Genomic DNA, 24,665 nt, shown 5'->3' with positions numbered 1-24,665 from the left:
ATCGTCGATGTCAGCCCACGTGCACTTTTCCTCTTTGCTTGATGCCCTGCCCCAGCAAGTGTGGAAGGCCGACGCGCAGGGCCGGCTGCTGTGGATGAACGCGCGCCTGGCCGAGGCGCTGAACCGCCCCGCCCTGCCGGCTGCCCTCGTCAACTGGTTGCACGAGGAGGACCGCAGCGCCTTCTCGGCTCAGTGGGCGGCGGCGCAGCGCAGCGGCCGCTTCGAGATGGAGTACCGGCTGGGCAACCAGTGGGTGCTGGCCCAGGCCCAGCGCCTGCCGGACTCGCCGCTTTGGCTGGGCACGCACACCGACATCGCCTCGCGCCGCACGGTCGAGGCGCGGCTGCGCGAGGCGGACGAGGTCTGGAAGCTGGCGCTTGAGTGCAGCGGCGACGGCGTCTGGGATTGGCATGTGCAGGCCGGGATCGAATACTTCTCGGAGCGCTATCTGCGCCTCTATGGCTTCGAGCCGGGCGACGTCGACGCGACGCCGGAGGCCTTCGACGCGCGCACCCATCCCGACGACCTAGCGCAGATGGACAAGGACCGCGAGGACCATTTCGCCGGCCGCACGCCGCTCTACCGCAACGAACACCGGGTGCTGGCCAAGGACGGCAGCTGGAAATGGATCCTGAGCCGCGGCATGGTCATCGCGCGGGACACGGCCGGCCGGCCGTTGCGCATGGTCGGCACGCACACCGACATCACCGATCGCAAGCGCCAGGAGGCGCTGGTCTGGCAGCAGGCGCGTGTCGACACGCTGACCGGCCTGCCCAACCGCCGTTCGCTGCGCGAACGCATCGAGCGTGCGCTGGCCCTGCGCACGCTGCGCGGCGACGAGCTCGCCGTGATGTTCGTCGACCTCGATCATTTCAAGGAGGTCAACGACTCCCTGGGCCATGACGTCGGTGACGCGCTGCTGGTGCAGGTGGCGGGGCGGCTGCAGGAGCACATGCCCCCGGGCGGCGTGGTCGCGCGCATGGGTGGCGACGAGTTCACCGTGCTGCTGGCGACGGATCAGGCGGTGCTTGCGGCCGAGCGCGTCGGGCACGACCTGCTGGAAGCCTTGTCCGAGGCCTTCGAGGTCGCCGGCGAGCGGGTCTATGTGTCGGCCAGCATCGGTGTGAGCCTGGCGCCGCGCGATGGCGTCGAGATCGAGGCGCTGTTCAAGCATGCCGATCTGGCGCTGTATGAAGCCAAGGGCGCGGGCCGCAACCGCCTGAGCCTGTTCACGCCGGAGCTGCACGAAGCGGCGCAGCGTCGCGCCCGGCTGGTGGCCGAGTTGCGCGAGGCGCTGCGGCTGTCGCAATTCAGCCTGGTCTACCAGCCCATCCTGTCGCTGCGCGATCCGTCCGCGCCACCGCGCAAGGCCGAGGCGCTGCTGCGCTGGTCCCACCCCCAACTGGGTGACGTCAGCCCGGCCCAGTTCATCCCGATCGCGGAGACCAGCGGCTTCATCGTCGACATCGGCGACTGGGTCTTCCGTGAAGCCGCAGCCCAGGTGCTGGCCTGGCGCGCAGCGGGGCACGAGGGCTTCCAGATCAGCGTCAACAAGTCGCCGGTGCAGTTCCTCGGCGAGCGCAGCCACCGCGTGCAGCCAGACTGGGTCACGCATTTGCGCGGCCTGGGGTTGCCCGGCAACGCGCTGGCGGTCGAGATCACTGAAGGGCTTTTGCTGGAGCGCGACGAAGCGGTGGCCGAGCGGCTGCGGGCACTGCGGGCGGCAGGGCTGGCGATCTCGCTGGATGACTTCGGTACCGGCTATTCATCGCTGAGCTATCTGCAGCATCACGACATCGACACGGTCAAGATCGACCGCAGCTTTGTCGCCGGGCTGGAGAACGGTGGCAAGGCGCTGGCGCTGTGCCGGGCCATCGTGACGATGGCGCATGAGCTGGGGATGGAGGTGGTGGCGGAGGGGGTGGAAACCGAGGCGCAGATGGTGGCGCTCAGGGAGATGGGGTGTGATTGGGGACAAGGATGGTGGTTTGGGAAGGGAGTGCCGGCGGCCGAGTTTGAGGAGCGGTGGTTTGGTGCCACTGCAGCGGGCTCGGTTGCCGCCACCACGCGCTAAGGCGCCCATCGAGGGCACCTTAGCGGGGACTCGGTCACCTCCGGCGACCCCGGCGGCCGGCAACGCGCCACGGGCGCGAAGCCTTCGTCGAGGCGTCCTTCGAGTCCTCTCCTGGGCACCAAAGCAAAAGGCCAGCGCAAGCGCTGGCCTTTTTCTTTGTTTGGTGCCCAGGAGAGGACTCGAACCTCCACGGAGTTACCCGCTAGTACCTGAAACTAGTGCGTCTACCAATTCCGCCACCTGGGCTTTCAGGGAGGCCGGACTATAGCCTAGTTCTCAGCCTTCCCCGACGAAGTCGACTCAGATGTCGAACTTCACTCCCTGAGCAAGAGGCAGCTCACTTGAATAGTTAACGGTGTTGGTGGTGCGGCGCATGTACGCCTTCCACGCGTCGGAACCGCTCTCGCGCCCGCCGCCGGTTTCCTTCTCGCCGCCGAAGGCGCCGCCGATCTCCGCACCGGACGTGCCGATGTTGACGTTGGCAATGCCGCAGTCGCTGCCCGAAGCGCTCATGAAACGCTCGGCCTCGCGAATGTCGGTCGTGAAGATGGCTGAAGACAGGCCTTGCGGCACGCCGTTCTGCAGTTCGATGGCTTCTTCCAGCGTCTTGTACTTCAGCGTGTACAGGATGGGCGCGAAGGTCTCGTGGCAGACGACTTCGGTCTGTGCTGGCATGCGCACCAGGGCCGGCACGACGTAATAGGCCTCGGGGAAGCGATCGGCCAAAGCACGTTCACCGCCACTGACCTGCCCGCCCTGCTCGCGCGCGGCGCTCAGCGCGAACTGCATCGCGTCGAAGGACTGCGCGTCGATCAGCGGACCGATCAGCGTGCCCTGCTCCACCGGCGAACCGATGGGCAATTGGGCACGGGCGCGGTCCAGTCGGTCGACCAGCGCATCGTGGATGCTCTCGTGCGCGATGACGCGGCGCGTCGTCGTGCAGCGCTGGCCGGCCGTACCGTAGGCGCCGAACAGGATGCCGCGCACGGCCAGTTCCAAGTCGGCGCTGGGCGTCACGATGATGGCGTTGTTGCCGCCGAGTTCCAACAGCGAACGGCCGAAACGCGCCGCGACGCGCGGGCCGACGGCGCGGCCCATGCGGGTGGAGCCGGTGGCGGAGACGAGGGCCACGCGGGCGTCGTCGACCATCGCTTCACCGGCATCGGCGCGGCCGATGATCAGCTCGGACAGACCGTCAGGCGCGGTGTTGCCGGCGGCGCGGTAGGCCTTCAGTGCGCGTTCGAACAGCGCTTGCGTGGCCAGCGCCGTCAGCGGCGTCTTCTCGGACGGCTTCCACACGCAGGTATCGCCGGCCACAAGCGCCAGCGCCGAGTTCCAGGCCCACACGGCCACGGGGAAGTTGAAGGCCGAGATGATGCCAACGACGCCCAGCGGCAGCCACTGTTCCATCATGCGATGGCCGGGGCGCTCGCTGGCGATGGTCAGGCCGTGCAGCTGGCGCGACAGACCGACGGCGAACTCGCAGATGTCGATCATTTCCTGGACTTCGCCCAAGCCTTCGCTCGTCACCTTGCCGGCCTCGATGGAAACCAGCTGGGCCAGTTGCGCCTTGTGGGCACGCAGCTCTTCGCCGAACAGGCGAATCAGTTCGCCGCGCTTGGGGGCGGGCACGACGCGCCAGGCCTTGAAGGCCTCGGCGGCGCGGCCGACGGCCGCCTTCATGTCAGCCGCGCTGGCCGTGGGCAGCTGGGTCAGCACGCTGCCGTCGATGGGCGAGCGCACGGTCAGGTCGCCCGAGCCGGGAAGGTGGACGCCAAGGGCGTCGAGAACGGAGAGGGTCTGTTGCTTCATGACGAACATTGTCCTCAAGAGATCGATTCGACCTGGCGGGACTGTTGATACGCCGAGCCGAAGCGATTGGCAAGGAAGTCGGGCAGCGCAACCTGCTCCTGGCGCACGAAGCCCTTCTGCGGCAGCTTGCCTTCACGGAACAGGTCGACGGCGGCACAGATGCCGGCGGCCGTCGTGATCTGGATGGCCGACAGCGGCTGGGCGCCATCGCGCTGCGCAAAGATCTTGCGAGCGAAGACTTCCTGCAGCAGCACGCCGTTCTTCTGGCCGGACACGGTCACGAAGACGAGGACGACGTCCTGCATCGTGGCGGGCATGCTCTTGCGCATGATGTCCTTCAGCAGGTTCTGGTCGCCCTTCAGGCCCAGGTCGCTCAGCAGGAACTGCATCAGGTCGCGGTGGCCGGGGTAGCGCACCGTCTTGTAGTCCAGGTTGCGCACCTTGCCCGCCCAGGTCTCGCACAGCGTGCCCAGGCCACCCGAGGTGTTGAAGGCCTCGTACTCGGTGCCGTCCAGGCTGAAGTGCTCCAGGCCTTCCAGCGGCAGCGCCGAGATGGTCTCACCTTCGTGGACGGCCTCGCAGGGGTGGCAGTACTCGTTGATGAGGCCGTCGACCGACCAGGTCAGGTTGTACTTCAGCGCATTGGTCGGGAAGGCCGGCAGCGCGCCGACGCGCATCTGCACGTCGCGCACCGAGTCGAAGCCGCTGGCCAGGTGGTGGGCCACGATGCCGATGAAGCCCGGCGCCAGGCCGCACTGCGGCATGAAGGCGGTCTTGGCGCCGTCAGCCATCTTCATGATGGCCTTGGTGGCGGCCACGTCCTCGGTCAGGTCGAAGTAGTGGCAGCCGCACTCCAGCGCCAGCTCGGCGGCGGTGATGGCCAGGTGGTAGGGCAGCGCGTTGACGACGGCGTCCTTGCCGCGCAGCTGCGCAGCCAGGGCGGCGCGGTTGTCGCTGTCGACTTCCGCGATGGCAATGCCCTCGGCGCCCAGCACCTTCAAATAGCCGGGGTTCTTGTCGAGCACCGTCACTTGATAGTCGCCGGTGGCGTGCAGCAGGCGGGCGATGGTCTGGCCGATGTGGCCGGCGCCAAGCAGGGCGATCTTCATGAGGGGCTCCAGGCAGGTGTTTGCGTTGGGCCGAACTCTAGGCAGGGATGATGACGAAAGAAAGCGCCAATTCGACGAAAGCGATTGCTGTTTCGACGATTCGTCGCGATCATTCGTCGATATGAATGAACAAAGGGTAAACCCGAGCGCCTCGCTGGACGACCTCGACCGCCGGCTGATCCTGCTTCTGCAAGCCAACGCCCGCGAAAGCACCGCCACCCTGGCGCGCAAGCTGGACGTGGCGCGCACCACCGTCGTCGCGCGGCTGGCGCGGCTGGAAACGAGCGGCCGCATCGTCGGCTACACAGCGCGGCTGGGCGGCGATGAAGCGGGGCGCAGCGTGCAGGCCTTTGTCGGCATCACCGTCAGCCCCAAGGCCGGGCGTGAGGTCGTGAGGCGCTTATCAGAACTGCCCGAGCTGCGCCAGCTCTCATCCGTCAGTGGTGAGTTCGATTACATGGCGCTGCTGCGCGCCGACACTACGGCCCGGCTCGACGCGCTGCTCGACGAGATCGGCGAGATCGACGGCGTGCTGCGCACCAACAGCTCGGTCGTCCTCGCCTTGCGCGTCGACCGACAGACCTGAACCTACGGAGACCTTCGATGACCTGGCTTGCCCTCGGCCTCGCCCTCTTCCTCGGCATCCACCTGACCCGCGCGCTGACGCCGCAATGGCGCACGGCGCAAATGGCGCGGCTCGGCGAAAAGCGCTGGAAGGGCCTCTACACCCTCGCCTCGCTGGTCGGCTTTGGCCTCATCCTCTGGGGCTTCTCGCAGGCGCGGCTCAACCCCATCGTGCTTTGGCCGCGCATCCCCGGCATGAACCACGCCGCCGCGGCGCTGATGCTCGTCGCCATGATCCTGATGGCCGCTGCCTATGTGCCGCGCAACCACTTCAAGGCCAAGCTGCAGCACCCCATGACGCTGTCGGTCAAGGTCTGGGCCTTTGCCCACCTGCTGGCCAACAACACGCTGGCCGACGTCATGCTGTTCGGCAGCTTCCTGGTCTGGTCCATCCTGGTCTTCCGCGCGGCGCGCCGCCGCCCAATGCCGGCACCGGCCGCCGGCACGGCGGCTGGCACGGCGGCCACCCTCGTCGTCGGCATCGCGCTGTGGGCCTTGTTTGCGTTCTGGGCGCACGCAGCATGGCTGGGCATCGCGCCGCTGGGCCGGTGATCCGCACCGTCGCGGCAGCGGACGAAGCCGCCTTCATCGCTGCTGCCCAAGCCAGCCGCAAGCTGCATCGCCCATGGGTGCAGCCGCCGTGTGATGCAAAAGCCTTCGCGCGGCATCTCGCTCGCTTCGACGGCGCCGCTCATCACGGTTTCCTCGTGGAGTTGGATGGCGACCTGGCCGGCGCCATCAACCTGACCAACATCGTCATGGGCGCCTTTTGCAGCGGCTACCTGGGCTACTACGCCTTCGCCGGCTTCGAGGGGCGCGGGCTGATGACGCAGGGCCTGAACGCCGTCGTTCGGCATGCCTTCAAGGAGCTCGGCCTGCACCGCGTCGAGGCCAATATCCAGCCTGGCAACCTGGCGTCCATCGCGCTCGCACGGCGCTGCGGCTTCGCGCTGGAGGGCTATTCACCGCGTTATCTGAAGATCGCCGGTCGCTGGCGCGACCACGAACGCTGGGCGCGTGTCAGACCGTGAATCCCGTTAGCGGCGGGCATAGACTCGCGCGCAGATGATTCGTCTCTCTCGCTTCTTTTGCCGCCGCTGGATTCGCTCAATGGTTTGGCTAGTAGGCGTGGCGGCCACGAGCATCTGCGCCCATGCCGCGCCTCTCACCGCCTGCGGCGAACCCGGCATCGGGCCGCCCTGGCTGTACCGCACGCCGGGCCAGCCGCAGCAGATGAGCGGCTTCCTCGTCGATCTCTGGCCGCCGCTTTTTGCCAGGCTCGGCGTCGAACTCCAGCTGATCGACCTGCCCTTCAAGCGCTGCCTGCGCGCGGTCGCTTCCGGCGAGATCGACTTCGCGCTCGCGGCCTATTACGACGAAGAGCGCGGCAAGACGCTGGCTTTCTCCAAGCCCTACAAGACCTTCACGCCCCAGGTCTTCTTCCGCGCCGCGCAGCCGCTGAACATCGCCGACCGGGCCGGGCTGAAGCGCTGGCGCGGCTGCGGCAAGAACGGGTCAAGCTATGCCCACTACGGGCTGGGCCCGAACGACCTGGACCAAGGCGCGCGCAACTACCGGCAGCTGATCGAGAAACTGCTGCTCGGCCGCTGCGACTACTTTGTCGAGGAGCTCGAAGTCATCGAGCAATGGGAACTCGGCAAGGTCGACCACCTGGCCACGCCGGGGCTGGCCCACGCGCCGTTGGCGGACGTGCCCCCGCCGGCCTTCCATGTGGTGGCCGCACGCGGCAGCGCGGCGGCGGAGTTGCTACCGCGCCTGGACGCCGCCTTCGCCGAGGCCGTGCGCAAGGGCGAGGTCGCGCAGCGCTGGAAACGGCACGCGGGCAAGCTGCCCTACTGAGGTCCCAGGGTTTCAGGCGGGCTGCTCGCCGCGACACGCATCCATCAAACGCGTCAAACCCAGCAAGGCATCCAGCATCGGCGTCGCCACCCCCAGCTGCTGCGCCAGCTCCCGCGGCGCCGCTAGCAATGCGTCGGTTTCGATGGGCCGGCCCGCCTCGATGTCCTGCAGCATCGAGGTCTTGAACGCCCCCAGTGAGCGCGTGATGGTGTGACGGTCCTGCGGCGTTTGCGAGATCGGGCAGCCCATGCGTTCGCCAACCTCGGCGGCCTCTCCCATGATGGCCGTCGTGAATTCGCGCACCAGCTCGTCATCCAGGATACGGTCCGTCGTCGCGCGGGTCAGCGCTGAGACCGGGTTGGTCGTCATATTGCCCCAGAGCTTGTACCAAGCGTCACGCTGGATGCTCTCGGCCGCCTTGGCCTCGAAGCCGGCGTTGCCCAGCAGTGTGACCAGCGCATCGACGGCCGGGCTGGTGCCGCCCACGGCCTCGCCGACCAGCAGGCCATTGCCCATCACGTGGTGCACCCAGCCCGGGCCGCGCAGCGCGCAGCTGGCATGCACGACGCAGCCGATGACGCGCTGGGGCGGGATCAGCGCAGCGATGCGGCCATCGGGGTCCACGCATTTCAGCGTCAGCCCCTGCACGGGCAACCCGGCCGTGAACCACCATGGCAGGCCGTTCAACGCCGTGAGCACGCGTGTGTCCGGCCCGCAAAGCTGGGCGACCTGGGCCGCGACGCCGGCGATGGCCGGGCCCTTGACGGCGAGGATGACCAGGTCCTGCAGGCCGAGTTCGGCGGCGGCGCCACTCACGTGCAACGGCGCACGCCAGCTGTCCTCGCCGCTGTCCAGCCGCAGGCCGTGCTCGCGCACCGCTGCCAGCGTGTCGCCGCGAGCCAAGGCGCTGACGGCCACGCCCTCGACGCGTTGCAGATGCGCGGCCATCCAGCCGCCAATGGCCCCGAGGCCGACGATGCAGACCTTAAACATGGGGATCAGTCTCGCATGCAGGCTTGTCGCGCCGAAAGAGCGCAGCCATGATCGCGCGTCTTTGGAGGAGACCCCCATGGCCACCAAGCCCGCCGCCGCCAAGAAGCCCGCTGCCAAGAAAGCCGCCGCCAACGCCGTTCCCGCACCCAAGCTGGACGCCCGCCCCGACCGGCTGGACCTGCGCGACCTCGTCTACCGCGCGCCGCTGCGCTCCTTGCCCGCGCGCTGGCCGCTGGACGCCGACCTCAAGCGCCTGCTGCCCGCCTACGTGAAGGCCGGTCGCATCCTCAACCAGGGCAACGAGGGTGCCTGCACCGGCTTCGGCCTGGCCTGCGTGACCAACTACCTCTACTGGCTGCGCCACCTCGACGCGCCGCGCAGCCGCACGCTGCCCGACACCGTCAGCCCGCGCATGTTCTACGAGCTGGCCAAGCTCTACGACGAATGGCCCGGCCAGGACTATGAAGGCTCGTCCTGCCGCGGCGCCCTCAAGGGTTGGCACAAGCACGGCGTCTGCTCCTTCAAGCTGTGGCCCTATCCGCTGGACAAGAAGGGCAACGGCATCTTCGAGCGCCCCGCGGCAGGCTGGGACGATGACGCGACGACGCGGGCGCTGGGTGTCTACTACCGCGTCGACAAGAAGAGCGTCGTCGACATGCAGGCCGCCATCTACGAGATCGGCGCCATTTATGTGTCGGGCGACGTGCACGACGGCTGGACGCTGGACGAATCGCCCATGCCGGCCAGCCACGACAAGCTGCCGCGCATCGAGCGCATGGCCCGCAAGACCGGTGGGCACGCCTTTGCGCTGGTGGGCTACAACGAGCGCGGCTTCGTCGTGCAGAACAGCTGGGGCACCGGCTGGGGTGCCAGCGGCTTCGCCATCCTCAGCTACGAGGACTGGATCACCAACGGCACCGATGCCTGGGCCGTGGCCCTGGGCGTGCCCCAGGACCTGTCGGACATCAAGAGCCGCCAGGCCGTGGCGGCGGCAAGAGGAGCCAAGGCCGCGCGCGTGGCCGGCGGGTTTCGCGCCATGGCCGGCCGCGGCCTGTCGGACGTCGGCGCCACGCTGCGTGTCGACGACAACCCGCGCGACGACCCCTGGCCCATCAACCACGTCTTCGCCCACAAGCCCTACCAGCCACTGCGCACCGACGAGGCCTACACCCACACCCTGGTCTCGGGCAACGACGGTCAGCTGATGGCGACCGACTTCACGCGCTCCCGCGACGACCGCGAAGGCCTGGCGCGCGAGATCGTCGTCGAGCGCCCCGCGGCCTGGTTCAAGGCCAGCAAGGGCAAGACCGTCAAGCTCGCCATCTACGCCCACGGCGGGTTGAACTCGGAGATCGGCTCCGTCCAGCGCATCCGTGTGATGGCGCCCTACTTCCTGGCCAACGGCATCTACCCGCTGTTCTTCACGTGGAAGACAGGCCCTGGCGAGACGCTGACGGACATGCTCGAGGATCTCAAGCACCGCATCGTCGACTCGGGCGACGTCAGTACCGGCATGCTGGACCGCCTGCGTGAGGTCGCCGCCGAAGCCAAGGACCGCGCCATCGAGGCCGTCGGCCGCCAGTTCGCGCGCGGCATCTGGAGCGAGATGCGCGAGAACGCCGCAGGCGGCGCCACGGCCGACCATGTGCTGGACCTGGCCGCGCGCATGCTGCGCGAGCTGCGCGACGGGCTGGCCAAGAACGGCAAGACGCTGGAAGTCCATCTCATCGGCCATTCGGCCGGCTCCATCCTCGTCGGCCATCTGCTCGGCCGCCTGGGTGGTGCCAACGTCGTGCAGGCCGCCAGCTGCGAGCTCTATGCCGCCGCCTGCTCCAGCGGCTTCGCTGTGCAGCACTACGGCGCGGCAGCCCAAGCTGGCGTGCTGTCGCTGGACCGCCTGCGCCTGCACGTGCTGACCGATGCCAACGAGCGCGCCGACGGCCTGCCCAACGCCGAGCGCGACATCTACGGCAAGTCCCTGCTCTACCTCGTGTCGCGCGCGCTGGACGACATCCGCAAGCAACCGCTGCTCGGCATGGAACGCGCCCTGGTGCCGCCGGACGCCACGTGGCTGGATGACCAGTGGGCCGGCCCGCCGAATGCCGACGTTGCCGCCTGGCTCAAGCTGTGGCCCGGCGGCAACCTGCTGAACCGCGTCACGACGCCCAAGATCCGCACGACCAAGGCCGGTGACCAGATCGATGCCAGCCACGGCAGCTTCGACAACAACATCGACGTCCTGACCGGCACGCTGGAGCGCATCCGCGGCGACGGCCTCGTCGCGCCGATGGAGTGGCTGGACTACTGACGCGTGGGCGACGGTTGGAGATGTCCGCTTCCGGCCGGCGCGGCGCTGGTCGAGCGGGCACCATGAGTCATCACCTCAGGAGACGGCCATGGCCTCCATCCACCGCGAAATCCTCGTCGATGTCCCCGCCGCCACCCTCTGGGATGCGATGCGAGATCCCGGCGCCCTGCACACCCACCTCGTGCCCGCCTTCGTCATCGAGTGCAGGCTGGACGGCAATACGAGTGGTGAGCAGGCGCGCGAGCTCCGCTTCACCAATGGCATGACGGTGCGCGAACTCATCATCGACATTGACGACGACCGCCGCCGCATCGCCTGGTCGGCCGTCGGCGGGCGGCTGACGCACCACAACGCCTCGACGCAGATCTTCGACTTGGGCGACACGCGCTGCCGCGTCGTCTGGATCGCCGACCTGCTGCCCCACGCACTGGCCCCGGCCATCGCCACCATGATCGAGGCAGGGCTGCAGGCCATGAAGGCGCACGCCGAAAAGGGTCCGCCGCTTTGACGAACAATCGCGGCCATGAAATACCTGCACACCATGGTCCGCGTCAGCGATCTCGACGCCTCGCTGAAGTTCTACTGCGACGCCCTCGGCCTGCGCGAACTGCGCCGCAGCGAGCATGAGGCCGGCCGCTTCACCCTCATCTTCCTGGCCGCTCCCGGCGATGACTCGGCCCAGGTCGAGTTGACCCACAACTGGGACGAGGCCGGCTACACCGGCGGCCGCAACTTCGGCCACCTGGCCTATGCGGTGGACGACATCTACGCGGCCTGCCAGCAGCTGATGGACCACGGCGTGACCATCAACCGTCCGCCGCGCGACGGCCGCATGGCCTTTGTGCGCTCGCCCGACGGCATCTCCATCGAGCTGCTGCAGGCCGGCCCGTCGCTGGCGCCTGCCGAGCCCTGGGCGTCCATGCCCAACACCGGCAGCTGGTGACACTCCCGCCCGACACCCTTCGGGGGCGGCCGGGGAATCAGGGCGAGACGGGCGCGATCTCGAAGGCGTAGCTGTAGCTGCGGTCAGCGTGCAGCACGTGGGCCCAACTGGGCCAGGCGCCCCAGGAGTTTTCGCCGCCAACGCCCATCTGCGTGTGGGCGATGTGCACGGTGACGAAGTCGCGCAGCGGGATGTCCGCGGGGTGGCGACGGTTCTCCAGGTCACTCTGGGCAAACGGATAGGCGCCCACCTCCAGCGTCTGCGCATCGGCGCTGCGCACGCGCAGGCCGCGACCGGCGGTGTCCAGGAAGCTGGCCCAGCGTACGCCCGTGCGGTTGGCCGTTTCTTGCGGTTCGCCGTAGGGGAACCACAGGCGGGTCACATCGCCTGACCAGACGCCCAGCGGGTAGCCTTCGTGGCGGTCGCGGTAGTTCTCCTCGGGGCCGCGGCCGAACCAGGTCCATTGGCGCAGCTCCTTGACGAGCGCAGCGCTCAGGCCGACGCGCGGGATGCGGGGCAGCTTGTCGCCGGCGGGCCGCAGTTCGAGCGTGACGCGGACGCGGCCGTCGCTCACAAAACGATAGGCGAGCGTGGCCGTGGTCTGGCCGACGGGAACGGCGAGTTCGTAGCGCAGGACATGGTCGCCGCCTTCGCGCTGGCTGCTGCGGGCAGTGACGGCGGCGCGAGGGCCGGCTTCACGCCACGGGGCGCAGGCGCTGACCATGTCGTTGCCCCGGTCGTTGTCGGTCGGCGGGCGCCACAGGTTGAGGTGCAGTGGCCCGGCGAGCAGTTCGCGGCCGGCGACGGTATAGGAGACGAGCTGACCCGTGCGGTCATCGAGGACGGCCGCATAGCCGGCGCCGTTGACGGTGGTGCGCCCGGCATGGATGTTCTGCGCGACGGCGTCGGGTATCAGCGCAGCGGCAGGCGCCGGCGCGGGGGCAGCAGGTACGGCCCACGCAAGGGCCAGCTGTTCGTGGGCGACGACGTGATCGGCACGCGCCCAGGGGCGGTCAACCCCCTGCAGGAACTCCAGGTTCAGGTGGTACTCGGCGCCACTACGGCGCGGCACGTCGGGCAGGTCGAGCTGGATCTCGGCGGAAGCCTGCGGCGCAAGCCGGGGCAGGCGGCCTTGGCCGGTGTGCAGCGGGCGGCCGTCTTCCAGCAGGGTCCAGCGATAGGGTTGGCGGTCGAGGGTCAGGAAGAAGTTCTCGTTCAGCACCGCGACCCGCGGGCGGGCGGCGGTCACGTCCACCGCGGTGACGAGGAGGTTGCGGTACTGATGGGCCACCTCGACGGCGTGCGGATTGGGCACGAGGTCGGCACCGACGATGCCGTTGAAGTTGAAGTTGTTGTCGTTGGGCTTGTCGCCGTAGTCGCCGCCGTAGGCGAAGTAGCGCAGCCGGCCTTGGGGGGTGACGAAGCGCTGCGGGTCGAGCGCTGAGACGGCGGCCTGGGCAGCGGCGAGCGGGTGGCCGGTGGGCTTCTCGCGCAGGATGCCCTGGTCGCGCCAGTCCCAGATGAAGCCGCCTTGCAGCAGGCGCTCCTTGCGGATGACGCGCCAGTACTCGTCCAGGCCGCCGCTGGAGTTGCCCATCGTGTGGTTGTACTCGCTCATGATCAGCGGGCGCTGCTCGGCCAGCGGCTTCTTCTCTTCCTTGCGCGGCCAGGCGGCAAGGTTGCCGACGTTCAGGTACATCGGCGAGATGAAATCGATGTAGGGGCGCTCCCAGGCGCCTTCGTAGTGCAGCGGGCGTGACGGGTCGCGTTGCTTCACCCACTTGCCCATGCGCTCGAAATTGGGGCCGTCGCCGGATTCGTTGCCGAGCGACCAGATGATGACCGAGGGGTGGTTTTTCAGCAGCTCCACCATGTTGCGCACGCGATCCAGCTGGGCGGGATACCAGGCCGGATCGTTGGCAAGCGCGTTGCCGGGGTCGATGCCATAGCCATGGGTTTCGATGTTGGCCTCGGAGACGACGTAGAAGCCGTACTCGTCCACCAGCTCGAGGAAGCGCGGGTCGTTCGGGTAGTGCGACGTGCGGATGGCGTTGATGTTGAGGCGCTTCATGCCGTCGAGGTCGGCGCGCATGCTGGCCTCGGTGACGTACTGGCCGGTGAGGTGGTTGTGGTCGTGGCGGTTCACACCCTTGATGAGGATGGCCTTGCCGTTGACGAGCAGGTTGCCGTTCTTCACCTCGGCACGGCGGAAGCCGATCTTGCTGGCGTAATGCGCAACGGCGCGGCCACGTTCATCCTTGAGGGTCAGCAGCAGCGAGTACAGGCGCGGCAGCTCGGCCGACCAGAGCTGGATGGCGAGGCCGTCGATGCGGAAGTTGGCGGCATGTTCGCCGCCCGCGGGGGTGCGGCCGGACACGATGCGGCGGGTGACGGCGCGGCCGCGCTCGTCAAGCAGCGTGGCTTCTACGGCGTAAGGGCGCTCGCGGCCGGCGTAGTCCCGTACCCACGTGGCCAGCTTGAGGACGCCGCTGCGATAGTCGTCGGCGAGGGTGGCGTCGATCTGGAAGTCGCGGATGTCGAGATTGGCGGCGGACCAGAGGGACACGTCACGGAAGATGCCGGACAGGCGCCAGAAATCCTGGTCTTCCAGATAAGCGCCGTCGCTGTAGCGATAGACCTCGACGGCCAGCAGGTTCTCGCCCGGCTTGAGGTGGGCGGTGAGGTTGAACTCGGCCGGCGTGCGGCTGTCTTGCGAGTAGCCGACGTGGTGGCCGTTCAGGTAGACGTGAAAGGCGGAGGCCACGCCGTTGAAGGCAATGAAGGTCTGCCGGCCGGTCCAGTTGGCGGGCACGGTGAAAGTGCGGCGGTAGCTGGAGACGGGGTTGCGCTCGCGGTAGGTCGTCCAGTCGGCGGGCGGCTCGCCCATCACCCGGGGCGCGTCCTTGTGGAAGGGATAGGTGATGTTGGTATAGATGGGCGTGCCGTGGCCGTGCAGCTCCACGTTGGAGGGCACGGTCAGCGTGGTCCAGGCGGAGTCGTCGAAGCCGGGCTTCTCGAAGCCGGCTGGGCGCTGGTCCGGCGTGCTCACCCAATGGAAACGCCACTCACCGTTCAGGCTGCGGTGCCAGGGGCTGGCGTCCCGCGGCTTGGCCAGGGCGCTGGCGGCATCGGGAAAAGGCATCTTCGTGGCGTGCGGCTCTTCCTTGTTGACGCGAAAGACGGCCGGGTTCTCCCAGACCGGCGGGGCGGTCTGGAGCTGGGCTGATGCGCCTGCGCACAGGGCAGCAAGCGACAAGCAGAGGGCAAGGAAGCGGCTGGATCGGCGACGCGTGAGGAAGAACGACATGAGACGGCGACAAAGGAGCTGGATGGCCTGAGCCGTGAAAAAGCCTGTGCCCGATCGGGGGCGGCGCGGCGGATTCATCGGATCGCCGCGCAGTATCAACGAGGGTCGTGACGCCATAGCCGAAGGCGCCCTTCACGCCCTGCGATCCGTGCCCGTCGTGATCTCGGCGCGGCGCCCGGGCGGCTACAGCGCCAGGCTGTCGGCCCAGATGTTCTCGGCCCAACCGAGCGCGAAGCCCGCCTCCTGCACGCCCGCTGCGAGGGACACGCCGCCCGCGCCAGGCACCGCCTTCATCGTCTTGTCCACCGCGTCGTATTGGTGGACGGAGGCGACATGCATGGCCTCTTGCGGTGTGACGAAGCTGTAGCAGGTGTTCATGACCACCGGCGCCGGGTTCACCGCCTCGCCCTTGAGCAGCTGCAGCACCGCCGCCGCGGCCAGCTTGGCTTGCTGGTTGGCCAGATGGGCCGACTTCGGCATGCCGGGCGCGGAGAAGATCGCGTCGCCGACGACATGCACACCCGGCGCGGCATGCGCCTGCATGCTCAGCCAGTCGATGCCGACCCAGCGGCCGTTCATGTTGGCGAAGTCCCTGGCGAGGTGGCCGGCGCGCTGCGGCGGGATCAGGTTCAGCACATCGGCTTTCACGTCCTCGAACTCGAAGCGCGCCGTGCCGTCGGCCAGTACTTCCTTCAGCTCGGCATTGGGCCTGTACTCGAGTACGCCGGCATGGTGCTGGGCAAAGGCGCGCTCGAACAGCGCCTTCTTGCTCTGGACCTCGGGGTTGGCGTCCAGCACCAGCAGCTTGGCACGCGGCTTGGCGCGTCTGAGATACGAAGCGATCAGGCAGGCGCGCTCGTAGGGGCCTGGCGGGCAGCGGTAGGGCGCCTTGGGAATGCTCATCAGCACGACGCCGCCGTCGGGCAGGTCCGCCAGTTGGCGGCGCAGCGCGAGCGTCTGCGCGCCGGCCTTCCAGGCGTGGACGGCGCGGCCGCTGTCGAAGGCGCCGGCCAGGCCGGGGATGGCGTCGAGCATGAAGTCGACACCCGGCGCGAGGATGAGGCGGTCCCAGGCCAGCGTGCTGCGGTCGGCCAGGCGCAGCGTCCTGGCCACCAGGTCGATGCCCACGACCTCGCCTCGCAGGCGCTTGACGCCCTGGGCCTCCAGGCCGGCGTAGCCATGGCTGATGCTGAGCGGGCCACGCACGCCACCGATGACGAGGTTGGACATCGGGCAGGAAATGAAGCCCTCGTTGCGCTCGACCAGCGTCACGTCGACAGTCGCGCCGCCCCAGAGCTTCAGATAGCGGGCAGCGGTCGCGCCACCAAAACCACCGCCCACGACGACGACTCGGGCCGCCGACCCCGATGGCGTTGCACAACCCGCCAGCGCCAGGCCACCGGCCGTGACCAATTGGCGCCGCGCAATCATGGCTTGGCCTGCACGGCGAAATAGGCGGCCACGAGGCGCAGCTGCTCCTCGGTGTAGCCCTTGGCGATCTGGGGCATGACGGTGCCCGGCTGCCGCCCGCTGCGGTAGTCGGCCAGCAGCTCCAGCATCACGTCGGCCTTCATGCCGGCCAGCGGCGGCATCGCCTGGCCGCGCGGGCGGCCGTTCGTGCCGTGGCAATTCGCACAGGTGGCCGCGAGGCTACGCGCCCTCGTCATGTCCTGCGCCAGAGCAGGAAAACCAAATGCAACCACAGAGACACAGAGGCACAGAGAAAAGACAGAAGTTCCTCTGTGTCTCCGTGCCTCTGTGGTTGCATTCATGATGTGGTTCAGAGTTTGTGCGAACGATCCCCGCGTTCAAAACCAATCGCGTCAAAAGGCGCATTCAGCGGCGCGAAGCCGATCACCTTGAACAGCTCGCCCATCTCATGCTCGGCCAGCAGGCGGTGCGCCATGGCGCGCTCGGCCAGGCTCGCTCCCTGCAGCAGATCGGCGATGCCGCAGTTGAGCAGAAAGTTGGCCTGGCTGGTATAGCCCAGCACGACGAGGCCGGCGTCCTGGCCGGCCAGCGCGATGCCGGTGAAGTTGACGTGGGCCGTGATGTCCTTGTCGCCGACGGCCACCAGCGGATCGGCATCGGCCAGGTGGGCCTGGTGACACATCAGCGTGCCGCCGTGGCGCTGCGGGTGGTAGTACTCGGCTTCGGGGAAGCCGTAGTCGATGAAGAAGGCGGCGCCGCGTTTCAAGGTCCGGGCGAGGGTGGCAACGAAGGCCTCGGCCTGCGGGTGGATCTCGGTGACGGTGCCCGGCACCATGCCCGCCTCCAGCGGTGGGCGCAACATGCTGTCGCGATCTTCAAAAGCAAAGCCCTCGCCCGCCGAGACCACGCCACGCTCGCGCCAGACCAGGCCGTCAAAGGCAATAAGCTGCACCGGCATCGCATCCAGCACCTCGTTGCCGATGACGACGGCCTCCAGTTCGGCGGGCAGCGCGTCCAGCCAGTCGACGCGCCCCCCCCAATGCGAAAGGCGTTCGCGCTGGCGCTCGCGCAGTTCGGCCGACAGCTCCACTATTGCGTAGCGTGCCAGGCCCGCACCCAGTGCATCCAGCTCCGCGATCAACTGGGCCGCCAGTGCACCCGAGCCGGCACCGAACTCGATGACATCGCGGCAGCCGCTGGCGTCCATGGCTTGGGCGAGCTGGCGAGCCAGCGCGCGGCCGAACAGCGGCGACATCTCGGGTGCCGTGACGAAGTCCGAGCCCTCGCTGGGCATCTGGCCGAACTTGCGCCGGCCGCCGGCGTAATAGCCCAGGCCCGGCTCGTACAGGGCCATGCTCATGAAACGGTCGAAGCCCAGCCAGCCGCCGGCTGCGGCGATCTCGGCGTGGATCTTGTTGGCGAGCTTCACCGCGCCATTCATCGAGCTTTCACCCAGGCTTCGAACTCGGCCAGCGGCATCGGCGCGCCGACCAGCTCGCCCTGGAACTGCTGGCAGCCCCAGCCAGCCAGCAGCTGCCACTGGGCCGCGGTGCGCACGCCTTCGGCCGTGACGGTCAGACCCAGGCCGACGGCCATCTGCACGATGGCCCGCGTGATGGCCTGGGCACCGACATCGTCGGGCAAGCGGGCAACGAAGCCCTGGTCGATCTTGAGCTTGTCCAACGGCAGCTCGGTCAGGTGGGCCAGCGAGGTGTAGCCGGTGCCGAAGTCGTCGACCGACACTGTCAGCCCGAGAGCACGCAGCTGGGCCAGCGTGGCCGGCGCATGCGTGATGTCATCGATCAGCATGCGCTCGGTCAGTTCCAGCTCCAGCCATTGGCCTTGCGCGCCGGACTCCTGCAACACGCGCTTGACCGTGTCGGCAAAGCCATCGAGATGGAACTGGATGCGCGACAGGTTGACGGCGATGCGCATGGCGCCATGGCCGCGGGTCAGGCCGTTCTCGCGCCAACGCCGTGCCGTTGCGGCGGCTTCGCGCAGCACCCATTCGCCGAGGTTGAGCATCAGGCGGTGGCGCTCGGCAACGAAGATGAAAGCGTCCGGCGCCAGCAGGCCACGCCGCGGGTGGCGCCAGCGCAGCAGCGCCTCGGCGCCCGACAGCTGGCCCGTCGTCGCCTCGACCTGGGGCTGGAAGAAGAGTTCGAACTCGTTGCGCGTCAGGCCTTGGGCCAGCTCGGCTTCGAGCACGATGTCGGCATAGGCGGCCTCGGCCAGCGAGGATTCGAAGAACTGGTAGGTCGCACGGCCACGGGCCTTGGCGAGGTACATGGCCGTGTCGGCATGCTGGATGAGGTCGTCCGCCTGCCGGCCGTCGTCCGGGTAGACGGCCACGCCGATGGAGGGCGTGACCGACAGCGCCCGGCCATCGGCCTTGACGGGCACTTCGACGACCGACAGCAGGGCCTCCAGCACGACGACGATGTCGGCGCGGCTGGTCAGGTCGCTCAGCAGCACGATGAACTCGTCGCCACCGAAGCGGCCGACGAGGTCGCTGTCGCGCAGCGCACCGACGATGCGCTCAGACACCGTCGTCAGCACCTGGTCACCTTCGAGATGCCCCAGGGAATCGTTGACGCGCTTGAAGTTGTCCAGGTCGATGAAGAGCAGGGCCAGCATCTCGCCCTTGCGCTCGGCGCGGCGCATCTGCAGGGCCATGCGGTCCATGAAGGCCGCGCGGTTGAGCAGGCCGGTCAGGACATCGTGATGGGCCAGGTGCTGGATGCGCGCCTCGTTGGCGAGGCGGTCGCTGATGTCGCGCACGACGGCCATGCGCAGCTGCTCGCCGTCGCGCTCCATCGTGCGCATGATGAGCTCGACCGGAATGCGTGAGCCGTTGCAGTGCGTGACGGCGGTCTCGTAGCGAAGCTCCTGCCCTCGCAACATGACCTCGCGGACCTTGGGCAGTTCGTCGGCGTCGACATAGGACAGCACGTGCTTGCCGATCAGTTCGTCCGCCGACCAACCCAACATCTTGCACAGGGGCTGGTTGACGTCGGTCATGATGCCGTCACGGTGGAAGAGGATGCCCTCCACCGTAGCCTGCATGAACTTGTCGAGCCTGGCCTCCGATTCCCGCAGCCGGCGCTCGGCCAGGCGATGGCGCGTGATGTCGTAGACCAGGACCCAGCTGCCCAGCAGCGTGCCCTGGCTGTCGAACTGCGGAATCAGGTGGATCTCGAGGAAGGACAGTTGGCCGCCGGGCTGGATCAGCTCGCGCTCGTAGACGACCGGCTTGAGGTCGCGCACCAGTTGTTCGACCCACACGCGCACATGCTCGTAGGCCTCGGATCCGACGATCTCGCTGAAGTGCTTGCCGACAATGGAGTCCTGCGTCAGGTGGAAGGCCTCGGCGTAGCCGCGGTTGGCAAAGAGGCACCGATGATCGACGGCGCCGTACAGCGCGATCCAGGCCGGCACGTGATCGGCCAGCATGCGAAAGCGCGCCGCGTCCAGGGCCTGGCGTTCGAGGTCGAGTTCCCTGGGTGAGCTCATCAGTCGTTCACCGTTCGCCGGGCCAGGCAAAGGTCATCCCAGGCGCCGGCCTTGTCGGCCGGCGAACGCAGCAAATAGGCCGGGTGATAGGTGACGATGACGGGCAGGTCGCGCCAACGGTGCACGCGGCCGCGCAGGCGCCCAAGCGGCTCGGTCAGGCCAGTCAGCCGGCGCGCCGCCTGCAGGCCCATGGCCAGCACGACGCGCGGGCGCAGCAGCTCGGCCTGGCGTGCCAGCACGGCCTCGCAGGCATCCAGCTCGCCGGGCTGGGGGGCCCGGCCACGCGGCGGGCGGCACTTGACGATCGGGGTTACGAAGGCGGTCGCTTCATCACCCGTACGACGTTGGCCGGCGGCGCTCAGCATGCGGTCCAGCAGCCGGCCTGCATCACCGCCGAAGGCTTCACCGGACGCATCGTCACCTTCATCGGGCGGATCGGTGACGACCAGCCATTGCGCCTGCTGCACGGCGCCGTTGCCGAATACGGCGTTGCGTCGCTGCTCGCACAGGCCGCATGCCCGGCAACCCGAGACGGCCTCGCGCAGCGCCGGCAGATCCAGGTCGGCGAAGCTTGATGGCGCCGCAGGCGCAGCTACGCTCACGACGGCCGGCGGTGGCGCGGCAACGACGATGGGCTCGGGTTCGGTCTCGATGACGTCGACGGCCTCTGCCATCACGCTTGCCGCCGGCACCCGGAAACCCATCTCGGCCAGCATGGCCCGTTGACGCGGGTCCCAGCTCATACCGACAGGCTCATCAGGATGGCGTCCTCGCGCGGCCCCTGCTGCACCGGGTAATAGGCGCGGCGTTTGCCAACCTCGGCGAAGCCGTAGCGGCGGTAGACCTCGCGGGCTCGCTCGTTGCCGACGCGCACCTCCAGCCACAACTGGGTCAGGGCGCGGCGGCGGCACTCGTCCACCAGCCGGTCCAGCATGGCCACGGCCAGGCCACGCCCTTGCCAGGCCGGCACGACGGTGATGTTGAGCAGGTGCATCTCGTCCACGCCCGGCATGGCGACCCAGTAGCCGAAAAGCTCGGCGCGCGGCCCGCGCAACACCTCGGCCGGGTAGCCGGCCGCCAGCGAGTCGACGAAATTGCCATGCGTCCACGGCACCGGGTAGGCCTGGCGTTCGACGGCGATGATCTCGGTCAGATCGGGCACCCGCATGGCCGCGGCCTCGAAGGGCGGCAGGGTGCGCTCAAGCAGTGCGCTCATGACTTGAGTTCTCGCTCGGCCGTCGTCAACGCGACCTTGTCGCGCACGTAGACCGGCAGGGCCTCGGCGGCGTCGCGCGTCTCGCCGCGCCGCCAGGCGGCCAGTGCCAGGGTGCCCAGGGCTGCAGCGCGCGAGCGGGCCTGGGGCCAGGTCTGCGGCAGCACGCCGAGGGCTGCAGCGTATTCGGTCAGGGCCGTGCCGGCGACAGCCGCCGGCTGGCCCCAGTGGGCGACCAGCGCCTCGGGCTTGTACAGGGCGGGGGCCTCCACGACGACCCAGGCGCCATCGGCCCAGCGGTAGCGGGCCGCATAGATCTCGCCGATACGCGCATCCATCGCCACCCAGAGGTCGTCGCCGGCGCCCTGCGCGCGGGCGTCCTCGGCCACAAGCATCAGGCTGTCGATGGCCAGCACCGGCCGGTCCAGCCCGAAGGCCAGGCCCTGCGCGACGGCGCAGGCGGTGCGCAGCCCGGTGAAGGCGCCGGGGCCCTGGCCAAACGCGATGGCGTCCAGCTCGGCCATCGTGACGCCCGCGCCGGCCAGCAAGGCCTTGACCTCGGGCAGCATGCGTGCCGACGCCTGCGCACCGCCCTGGGCCTCGAAAACCCGAGTCTGCCCCTGAGCCACGAGGGCCAGGGCCATCGTGTCGGTGGAGCTGTCAAGAGCCAGGAGGCGCGGGGTCGGAGGCATCAGGCCAGTGTAACTTTCGGGTCATGCGCAAACAGGCAGTGGGATGGGTGTCGCCGGGGTGGATCCTGGGGGGCAGGCGGCGAAACCGCTGTCGGTCTGAGTGCTGGTGGCCGTCGTCAACCACCGCAGGCCCAGGCCGCAAGGCCCGGCCGCTGACGCCGAGGTCAGGCGTCGCTCTCTGCGGCATAGGGCTCGACGCCCTGGCCCGTGAACCAGGTGTCCCGCTCCGACACATGGCCGCCACCGACGGCGTTGTAGTTCACCGTGAGTTCCTCATCGACGGCAATGTCGCGGATGGCCACGAAGCGCAGCAGCCGCAACTCGACATCGGCCTCGTAGCGCATATTGGCCGGGTTCTCATGGTTGTACATGCTGCCGTAGCCGAGAGCCAGGCAGTGGCCGCTCGTGGTGTGGGCGAGCACACCCCAGTTGAAGAGCAGCTTCCTGACCTCCTCGGGCACCGACGTGTAGGCGCCGGTGAACAGCACGACGGGGCAGGACTCGACAGTCTCTCCCTTGGCATGAGGCCGTGACGCATAGGCGCCGCGGCCTTTGGTCGTACCGGTGTCCTTGATGTAGACGCTGGGGGATTGGATGGTCATGCGGCGGATTCTCGCTATCCCCGCGACCGAGCTTGCGCAACGATAGCCGCGCCGCGGTAGGAGGCCACCTACCGGCGGCTTCAACGGCGTCCGACCGGCCGCGGCGGGCCGCCTCACTAGAGTACTTGACGAGATGGGGCGCCGCTCCATCCAGACAGGAGCTGCTATGTCCTTCCTGCTCTATATCGTCGGCCTGGCCGTGCTGCTGGGCGGCTTGGCCTGGGCCCTGATCACGGCCGGCCTGGCGGCCACCTATGTCGCCATCGCCTGTCTCATCGTCGCCGGTGTCGGCATCATGATGGCCGTGTCCCGCACCCGGGCCAAGGATCCGCCGGCCTGACGTCAAGGCGCCGCAGGCGGGTGGCCGAAGGCATCGGGCCGCGAAATCGGCCTGCCGCGCCCGCCATTCGCGCAGCGCCGCTGCCATTCGCCCAAATCAGCCGGCCATTCGCCCGCCGACCGGGTCGAAGCCAGGAGATCGGCCCGAGCATGGCCGTCATGAACCTCCGACGCACCCTCCGCGACAACCGCGGCTTCATCCTCTTCCTGCTCAGCTTCGCGCTGTTCCGCACCGCGGTGGCCGACTGGAACCCCATTCCCTCGGGCTCGATGCGGCCGACGCTGCTGGAAGGCGATGTCGTGCTCGTCAATCGCCTGGCCTATGACCTCAAGCTGCCGCTGACCGACGTCGTGCTGCTGCCACTGGGTGAGCCCCAGCGCGGCGATGTGGTCACGCTGAGTTCGCCGGCCGGCGGCACGCGGCTGATCAAGCGCATCGTCGGCCTGCCGGGTGATCGCGTCGAGATGCGCGATGACGTGCTGATCCTCAATGGCAGGCCGCTGAGCTATAGCGGCAACCAGTCTCATGGCGAGGCTGTGGCGCCCGGCTGGGTCGTGGACGCGGTGCGCGCCACGGAGGACCTTGACGGCCGGCCTCATGCGGTCCAGTTCCTGCCGGCCCTCAGCGCGCGGCGCAACTTCGCCGAGGTCACCGTGCCGGCGGGCCAGTATTTCCTGCTCGGCGACAACCGCGACAACAGCGAGGACTCGCGCTTCATCGGCACGGTGCCGCGCGAGAAGCTGATCGGCCGGGCGCATCACGTCATCGTGGCGGCGGACTGGCTGGGCGAGGACGGCTGGCGGATGGCGCCGCGCTTCGAACGCTGGGTGTCGGCGATCCGCTGAGCGCATGCCTGTCATGGGCCGTGACCAAGCCCACGCCTTTTGCGCCGCCCATCGACCGGCGCCCATCGAAAGCCGAAGAAGCGGTGTTTTTCGGCACGGGCTTGAGGGGCGACGGTTCTATCTTTGCGGCCATGACATCCCGCCGCCACCGTCGCCCGCTCCCGCTGCCCAGCTTCGGCCCCCGCCGCATCAGCTGCCCCGACGGGTCGGCGCGTCTGGTGATCGAAGAGCAGTGGACCTGCGAGGAACGCCCGATGCAGGCCGAGCTCCAGCTGCTGGAGCGCTTCTCGGCGCTGATGGCCGCACAGGGCTGGCCGGCCCATGTCTCCCGCATGGCTTACGACCGCATCTACGCCGGCGAGCGCTTCGGCTTCGCCAAGCGGGTCGGCCGGGGTGAACTGCCGGCCCTGGCGCGAGAGCTGATCCAGTGCTGGCGCGCCAATCGCAGCGAGCCGGTGCAGGGCTGAGTCTCAGGCCGCTCGCGTGCCCTGCGGGGGCTGCTGGTCAAGCATCGCCCGCCCGCTTTTCAGGTCGGCGGGGACCGAGACATGCTCGTGGACGATGCGCCAACGGCCATCGACGCGTCGATAGCAGGCCGTCCATCGCACCCAGCGCTGCATCATCTCGCCAGCCGGGCTGGTGCCGCCGGTTCGATTGAGGCTGTGGCTGAAAGCGATGTCGCTGCCGACCCAAACGACCCAATCGTGAACGTCGTAGTCGATCTCGCCCCGGTAAGCCTCGAAGAGCTTGCACCAGCGGTCGTGGAAGGGTTTGCCGCCACCATGCCGCAAGCCCGGGCCGAGGTCGAACGACTCCACCTCAGGTGCAAAGACGGACATGGCGAGGTCAGCGTCCTTGGTGCGTATGGCGCGGACGAGAACCTCGACCAAGCCCCGGATCGCCGACTCGTCCTGGTTGGGCTGGCTTGCGCTCATGGCAGGATCCTGCAACGCACCGGCTGCCACGCGCGTGAGCAATCGCAACACCCAGGCGGGTCAA

24 protein-coding genes and 1 tRNA gene are annotated in these 24,665 nt (G+C 68.5%); 11 read left to right on the top strand and 14 right to left on the bottom strand.

Going from position 1 to position 24,665, the window contains the following annotated elements:
- The first annotated feature begins 7 nt into the window (after positions 1-7).
- A complete protein-coding gene (locus ASC95_RS14110; RefSeq protein ID WP_157256307.1) occupies positions 8-2,074 on the top strand; it encodes a bifunctional diguanylate cyclase/phosphodiesterase in 2,067 nt (688 codons plus the stop codon).
- Between the two features lie 161 nt (positions 2,075-2,235).
- Here ASC95_RS14110 and ASC95_RS14105 read toward each other — a convergent pair.
- The 3 genes from ASC95_RS14105 to ASC95_RS14095 all read right to left on the bottom strand — a co-directional run bounded on the left by ASC95_RS14105 (position 2,236) and on the right by ASC95_RS14095 (position 4,995).
- A tRNA-Leu gene (locus ASC95_RS14105) sits at positions 2,236-2,320 on the bottom strand.
- A gap of 54 nt (positions 2,321-2,374) precedes the next feature.
- Entirely contained in the window at positions 2,375-3,886 is a 1,512-nt protein-coding gene (locus ASC95_RS14100; RefSeq protein ID WP_057298289.1) for an aldehyde dehydrogenase family protein, read from the bottom strand.
- Positions 3,887-3,900: 14 nt separating this feature from the next.
- Positions 3,901-4,995 carry a saccharopine dehydrogenase family protein gene (locus ASC95_RS14095; protein WP_057298288.1) on the bottom strand — a complete coding sequence of 365 codons (1,095 nt, stop codon included), beginning with the start codon at positions 4,993-4,995 and terminating at the stop codon, positions 3,901-3,903.
- Positions 4,996-5,116: 121 nt separating this feature from the next.
- On the opposite strand from ASC95_RS14095, the gene ASC95_RS14090 reads away from it, so the two are divergent.
- The 4 genes from ASC95_RS14090 to ASC95_RS14075 all read left to right on the top strand — a co-directional run bounded on the left by ASC95_RS14090 (position 5,117) and on the right by ASC95_RS14075 (position 7,479).
- Positions 5,117-5,581 carry an Lrp/AsnC family transcriptional regulator gene (locus ASC95_RS14090; protein WP_057298287.1) on the top strand — a complete coding sequence of 155 codons (465 nt, stop codon included), beginning with the start codon at positions 5,117-5,119 and terminating at the stop codon, positions 5,579-5,581.
- A 17-nt stretch (positions 5,582-5,598) separates the two neighbouring features.
- On the top strand, positions 5,599-6,171 hold the full coding sequence (locus ASC95_RS14085) for an NnrU family protein (protein ID WP_057298286.1): 573 nt from the start codon (positions 5,599-5,601) through the stop codon (positions 6,169-6,171).
- Positions 6,168-6,650 (top strand): GNAT family N-acetyltransferase, encoded by a 483-nt coding sequence (locus ASC95_RS14080; protein WP_369820609.1) that lies wholly within the window; start codon positions 6,168-6,170, stop codon positions 6,648-6,650. Before ASC95_RS14085 ends, ASC95_RS14080 begins: the two co-directional genes overlap by 4 nt.
- A gap of 79 nt (positions 6,651-6,729) precedes the next feature.
- Positions 6,730-7,479 carry an ABC transporter substrate-binding protein gene (locus ASC95_RS14075; RefSeq protein ID WP_162250775.1) on the top strand — a complete coding sequence of 250 codons (750 nt, stop codon included), beginning with the start codon at positions 6,730-6,732 and terminating at the stop codon, positions 7,477-7,479.
- Positions 7,480-7,491: 12 nt separating this feature from the next.
- On the opposite strand, the gene ASC95_RS14070 is transcribed toward ASC95_RS14075, so the two are convergent.
- Positions 7,492-8,472 (bottom strand): 2-dehydropantoate 2-reductase, encoded by a 981-nt coding sequence (locus ASC95_RS14070; RefSeq protein WP_057298283.1) that lies wholly within the window; start codon positions 8,470-8,472, stop codon positions 7,492-7,494.
- Positions 8,473-8,548: 76 nt separating this feature from the next.
- On the opposite strand from ASC95_RS14070, the gene ASC95_RS14065 reads away from it, so the two are divergent.
- The 3 genes from ASC95_RS14065 to ASC95_RS14055 all read left to right on the top strand — a co-directional run bounded on the left by ASC95_RS14065 (position 8,549) and on the right by ASC95_RS14055 (position 11,723).
- Positions 8,549-10,780, top strand: a complete 2,232-nt coding sequence (locus ASC95_RS14065) for a C1 family peptidase (protein ID WP_057298282.1) — start codon at positions 8,549-8,551, stop codon at positions 10,778-10,780.
- An 88-nt stretch (positions 10,781-10,868) separates the two neighbouring features.
- Entirely contained in the window at positions 10,869-11,288 is a 420-nt protein-coding gene (locus ASC95_RS14060) for an SRPBCC family protein (RefSeq protein WP_057298281.1), read from the top strand.
- Positions 11,289-11,303: 15 nt separating this feature from the next.
- Positions 11,304-11,723: a VOC family protein gene (locus ASC95_RS14055; RefSeq protein ID WP_057298280.1), complete on the top strand. Its 420-nt coding sequence runs from the start codon at positions 11,304-11,306 to the stop codon at positions 11,721-11,723.
- 37 nt (positions 11,724-11,760) lie between these two features.
- Here the strand turns inward: ASC95_RS14055 and ASC95_RS14050 are convergent, their stop codons facing one another.
- The 9 genes from ASC95_RS14050 to ASC95_RS14010 form a co-directional block, all read right to left on the bottom strand.
- A complete protein-coding gene (locus tag ASC95_RS14050) occupies positions 11,761-14,979 on the bottom strand; it encodes a glycoside hydrolase family 2 TIM barrel-domain containing protein (RefSeq protein WP_162250774.1) in 3,219 nt (1,072 codons plus the stop codon).
- A gap of 234 nt (positions 14,980-15,213) precedes the next feature.
- Positions 15,214-16,461: an NAD(P)/FAD-dependent oxidoreductase gene (locus ASC95_RS14045; RefSeq protein ID WP_057298278.1), complete on the bottom strand. Its 1,248-nt coding sequence runs from the start codon at positions 16,459-16,461 to the stop codon at positions 15,214-15,216.
- Entirely contained in the window at positions 16,458-16,697 is a 240-nt protein-coding gene (locus ASC95_RS14040) for a c-type cytochrome (RefSeq protein WP_157256306.1), read from the bottom strand. The genes ASC95_RS14045 and ASC95_RS14040 overlap by 4 nt, the downstream gene beginning before the upstream one ends.
- A 113-nt stretch (positions 16,698-16,810) precedes the next feature.
- The gene (locus tag ASC95_RS14035) at positions 16,811-17,902 is read right to left on the bottom strand and encodes a class I SAM-dependent methyltransferase (RefSeq protein WP_057298277.1); all 1,092 of its coding nucleotides are present in this window, start codon (positions 17,900-17,902) and stop codon (positions 16,811-16,813) included.
- A complete protein-coding gene (locus ASC95_RS14030; protein ID WP_057298276.1) occupies positions 17,899-19,974 on the bottom strand; it encodes a bifunctional diguanylate cyclase/phosphodiesterase in 2,076 nt (691 codons plus the stop codon). The genes ASC95_RS14035 and ASC95_RS14030 overlap by 4 nt, the downstream gene beginning before the upstream one ends.
- The gene (locus tag ASC95_RS14025) at positions 19,974-20,717 is read right to left on the bottom strand and encodes a uracil-DNA glycosylase (RefSeq protein ID WP_057298275.1); all 744 of its coding nucleotides are present in this window, start codon (positions 20,715-20,717) and stop codon (positions 19,974-19,976) included. Before ASC95_RS14025 ends, ASC95_RS14030 begins: the two co-directional genes overlap by 1 nt.
- A complete protein-coding gene (rimI, locus tag ASC95_RS14020) occupies positions 20,714-21,190 on the bottom strand; it encodes a ribosomal protein S18-alanine N-acetyltransferase (RefSeq protein WP_057298274.1) in 477 nt (158 codons plus the stop codon). Before rimI ends, ASC95_RS14025 begins: the two co-directional genes overlap by 4 nt.
- Complete coding sequence (gene tsaB, locus ASC95_RS14015; protein ID WP_057298273.1) at positions 21,187-21,879, bottom strand: tRNA (adenosine(37)-N6)-threonylcarbamoyltransferase complex dimerization subunit type 1 TsaB; 693 nt, start codon at positions 21,877-21,879, stop codon at positions 21,187-21,189. Before tsaB ends, rimI begins: the two co-directional genes overlap by 4 nt.
- Before the next feature lie 164 nt (positions 21,880-22,043).
- Positions 22,044-22,481, bottom strand: coding sequence for an SET domain-containing protein-lysine N-methyltransferase (locus ASC95_RS14010; RefSeq protein WP_057298272.1), 438 nt, complete (start codon positions 22,479-22,481; stop codon positions 22,044-22,046).
- Between the two features lie 166 nt (positions 22,482-22,647).
- On the opposite strand from ASC95_RS14010, the gene ASC95_RS31380 reads away from it, so the two are divergent.
- The 3 genes from ASC95_RS31380 (at position 22,648) to ASC95_RS13995 (ending at position 24,133) form a co-directional block, all read left to right on the top strand.
- A complete protein-coding gene (locus ASC95_RS31380) occupies positions 22,648-22,821 on the top strand; it encodes a hypothetical protein (RefSeq protein ID WP_056194453.1) in 174 nt (57 codons plus the stop codon).
- A gap of 158 nt (positions 22,822-22,979) precedes the next feature.
- Positions 22,980-23,666: a signal peptidase I gene (gene lepB / locus ASC95_RS14000; RefSeq protein ID WP_157256305.1), complete on the top strand. Its 687-nt coding sequence runs from the start codon at positions 22,980-22,982 to the stop codon at positions 23,664-23,666.
- Between the two features lie 131 nt (positions 23,667-23,797).
- Positions 23,798-24,133 carry a hypothetical protein gene (locus tag ASC95_RS13995; protein ID WP_157256304.1) on the top strand — a complete coding sequence of 112 codons (336 nt, stop codon included), beginning with the start codon at positions 23,798-23,800 and terminating at the stop codon, positions 24,131-24,133.
- 3 nt (positions 24,134-24,136) lie between these two features.
- Here the strand turns inward: ASC95_RS13995 and ASC95_RS13990 are convergent, their stop codons facing one another.
- Positions 24,137-24,601, bottom strand: coding sequence for a nuclear transport factor 2 family protein (locus ASC95_RS13990; RefSeq protein ID WP_057298269.1), 465 nt, complete (start codon positions 24,599-24,601; stop codon positions 24,137-24,139).
- Between the last annotated feature and the right edge of the window lie 64 nt (positions 24,602-24,665).

Origin of the sequence: Pelomonas sp. Root1217, assembly GCF_001425705.1 — a bacterium.
Taxonomy (GTDB): Bacteria; Pseudomonadota; Gammaproteobacteria; order Burkholderiales; family Burkholderiaceae_C; genus Pelomonas.
Note: the sequence above shows the minus strand (reverse complement) of the source record. Positions and strands in the feature narration are given on the sequence as shown.

Coding starts and splice junctions, on each gene's coding strand:
- ASC95_RS14110 (WP_157256307.1), top strand. CDS start 8: ATGTCAGCCCACGTGCACTTTTCCTCTTTGCTTGATGCCCTGCCCCAG.
- ASC95_RS14100 (WP_057298289.1), bottom strand. CDS start 3,886: ATGAAGCAACAGACCCTCTCCGTTCTCGACGCCCTTGGCGTCCACCTT.
- ASC95_RS14095 (WP_057298288.1), bottom strand. CDS start 4,995: ATGAAGATCGCCCTGCTTGGCGCCGGCCACATCGGCCAGACCATCGCC.
- ASC95_RS14090 (WP_057298287.1), top strand. CDS start 5,117: ATGAATGAACAAAGGGTAAACCCGAGCGCCTCGCTGGACGACCTCGAC.
- ASC95_RS14085 (WP_057298286.1), top strand. CDS start 5,599: ATGACCTGGCTTGCCCTCGGCCTCGCCCTCTTCCTCGGCATCCACCTG.
- ASC95_RS14075 (WP_162250775.1), top strand. CDS start 6,730: ATGGTTTGGCTAGTAGGCGTGGCGGCCACGAGCATCTGCGCCCATGCC.
- ASC95_RS14070 (WP_057298283.1), bottom strand. CDS start 8,472: ATGTTTAAGGTCTGCATCGTCGGCCTCGGGGCCATTGGCGGCTGGATG.
- ASC95_RS14065 (WP_057298282.1), top strand. CDS start 8,549: ATGGCCACCAAGCCCGCCGCCGCCAAGAAGCCCGCTGCCAAGAAAGCC.
- ASC95_RS14060 (WP_057298281.1), top strand. CDS start 10,869: ATGGCCTCCATCCACCGCGAAATCCTCGTCGATGTCCCCGCCGCCACC.
- ASC95_RS14055 (WP_057298280.1), top strand. CDS start 11,304: ATGAAATACCTGCACACCATGGTCCGCGTCAGCGATCTCGACGCCTCG.
- ASC95_RS14045 (WP_057298278.1), bottom strand. CDS start 16,461: ATGATTGCGCGGCGCCAATTGGTCACGGCCGGTGGCCTGGCGCTGGCG.
- ASC95_RS14040 (WP_157256306.1), bottom strand. CDS start 16,697: ATGACGAGGGCGCGTAGCCTCGCGGCCACCTGTGCGAATTGCCACGGC.
- ASC95_RS14035 (WP_057298277.1), bottom strand. CDS start 17,902: ATGAATGGCGCGGTGAAGCTCGCCAACAAGATCCACGCCGAGATCGCC.
- ASC95_RS14030 (WP_057298276.1), bottom strand. CDS start 19,974: ATGAGCTCACCCAGGGAACTCGACCTCGAACGCCAGGCCCTGGACGCG.
- ASC95_RS14025 (WP_057298275.1), bottom strand. CDS start 20,717: ATGAGCTGGGACCCGCGTCAACGGGCCATGCTGGCCGAGATGGGTTTC.
- rimI (WP_057298274.1), bottom strand. CDS start 21,190: ATGAGCGCACTGCTTGAGCGCACCCTGCCGCCCTTCGAGGCCGCGGCC.
- tsaB (WP_057298273.1), bottom strand. CDS start 21,879: ATGCCTCCGACCCCGCGCCTCCTGGCTCTTGACAGCTCCACCGACACG.
- ASC95_RS14010 (WP_057298272.1), bottom strand. CDS start 22,481: ATGACCATCCAATCCCCCAGCGTCTACATCAAGGACACCGGTACGACC.
- ASC95_RS31380 (WP_056194453.1), top strand. CDS start 22,648: ATGTCCTTCCTGCTCTATATCGTCGGCCTGGCCGTGCTGCTGGGCGGC.
- lepB (WP_157256305.1), top strand. CDS start 22,980: ATGAACCTCCGACGCACCCTCCGCGACAACCGCGGCTTCATCCTCTTC.
- ASC95_RS13995 (WP_157256304.1), top strand. CDS start 23,798: ATGACATCCCGCCGCCACCGTCGCCCGCTCCCGCTGCCCAGCTTCGGC.
- ASC95_RS13990 (WP_057298269.1), bottom strand. CDS start 24,601: ATGAGCGCAAGCCAGCCCAACCAGGACGAGTCGGCGATCCGGGGCTTG.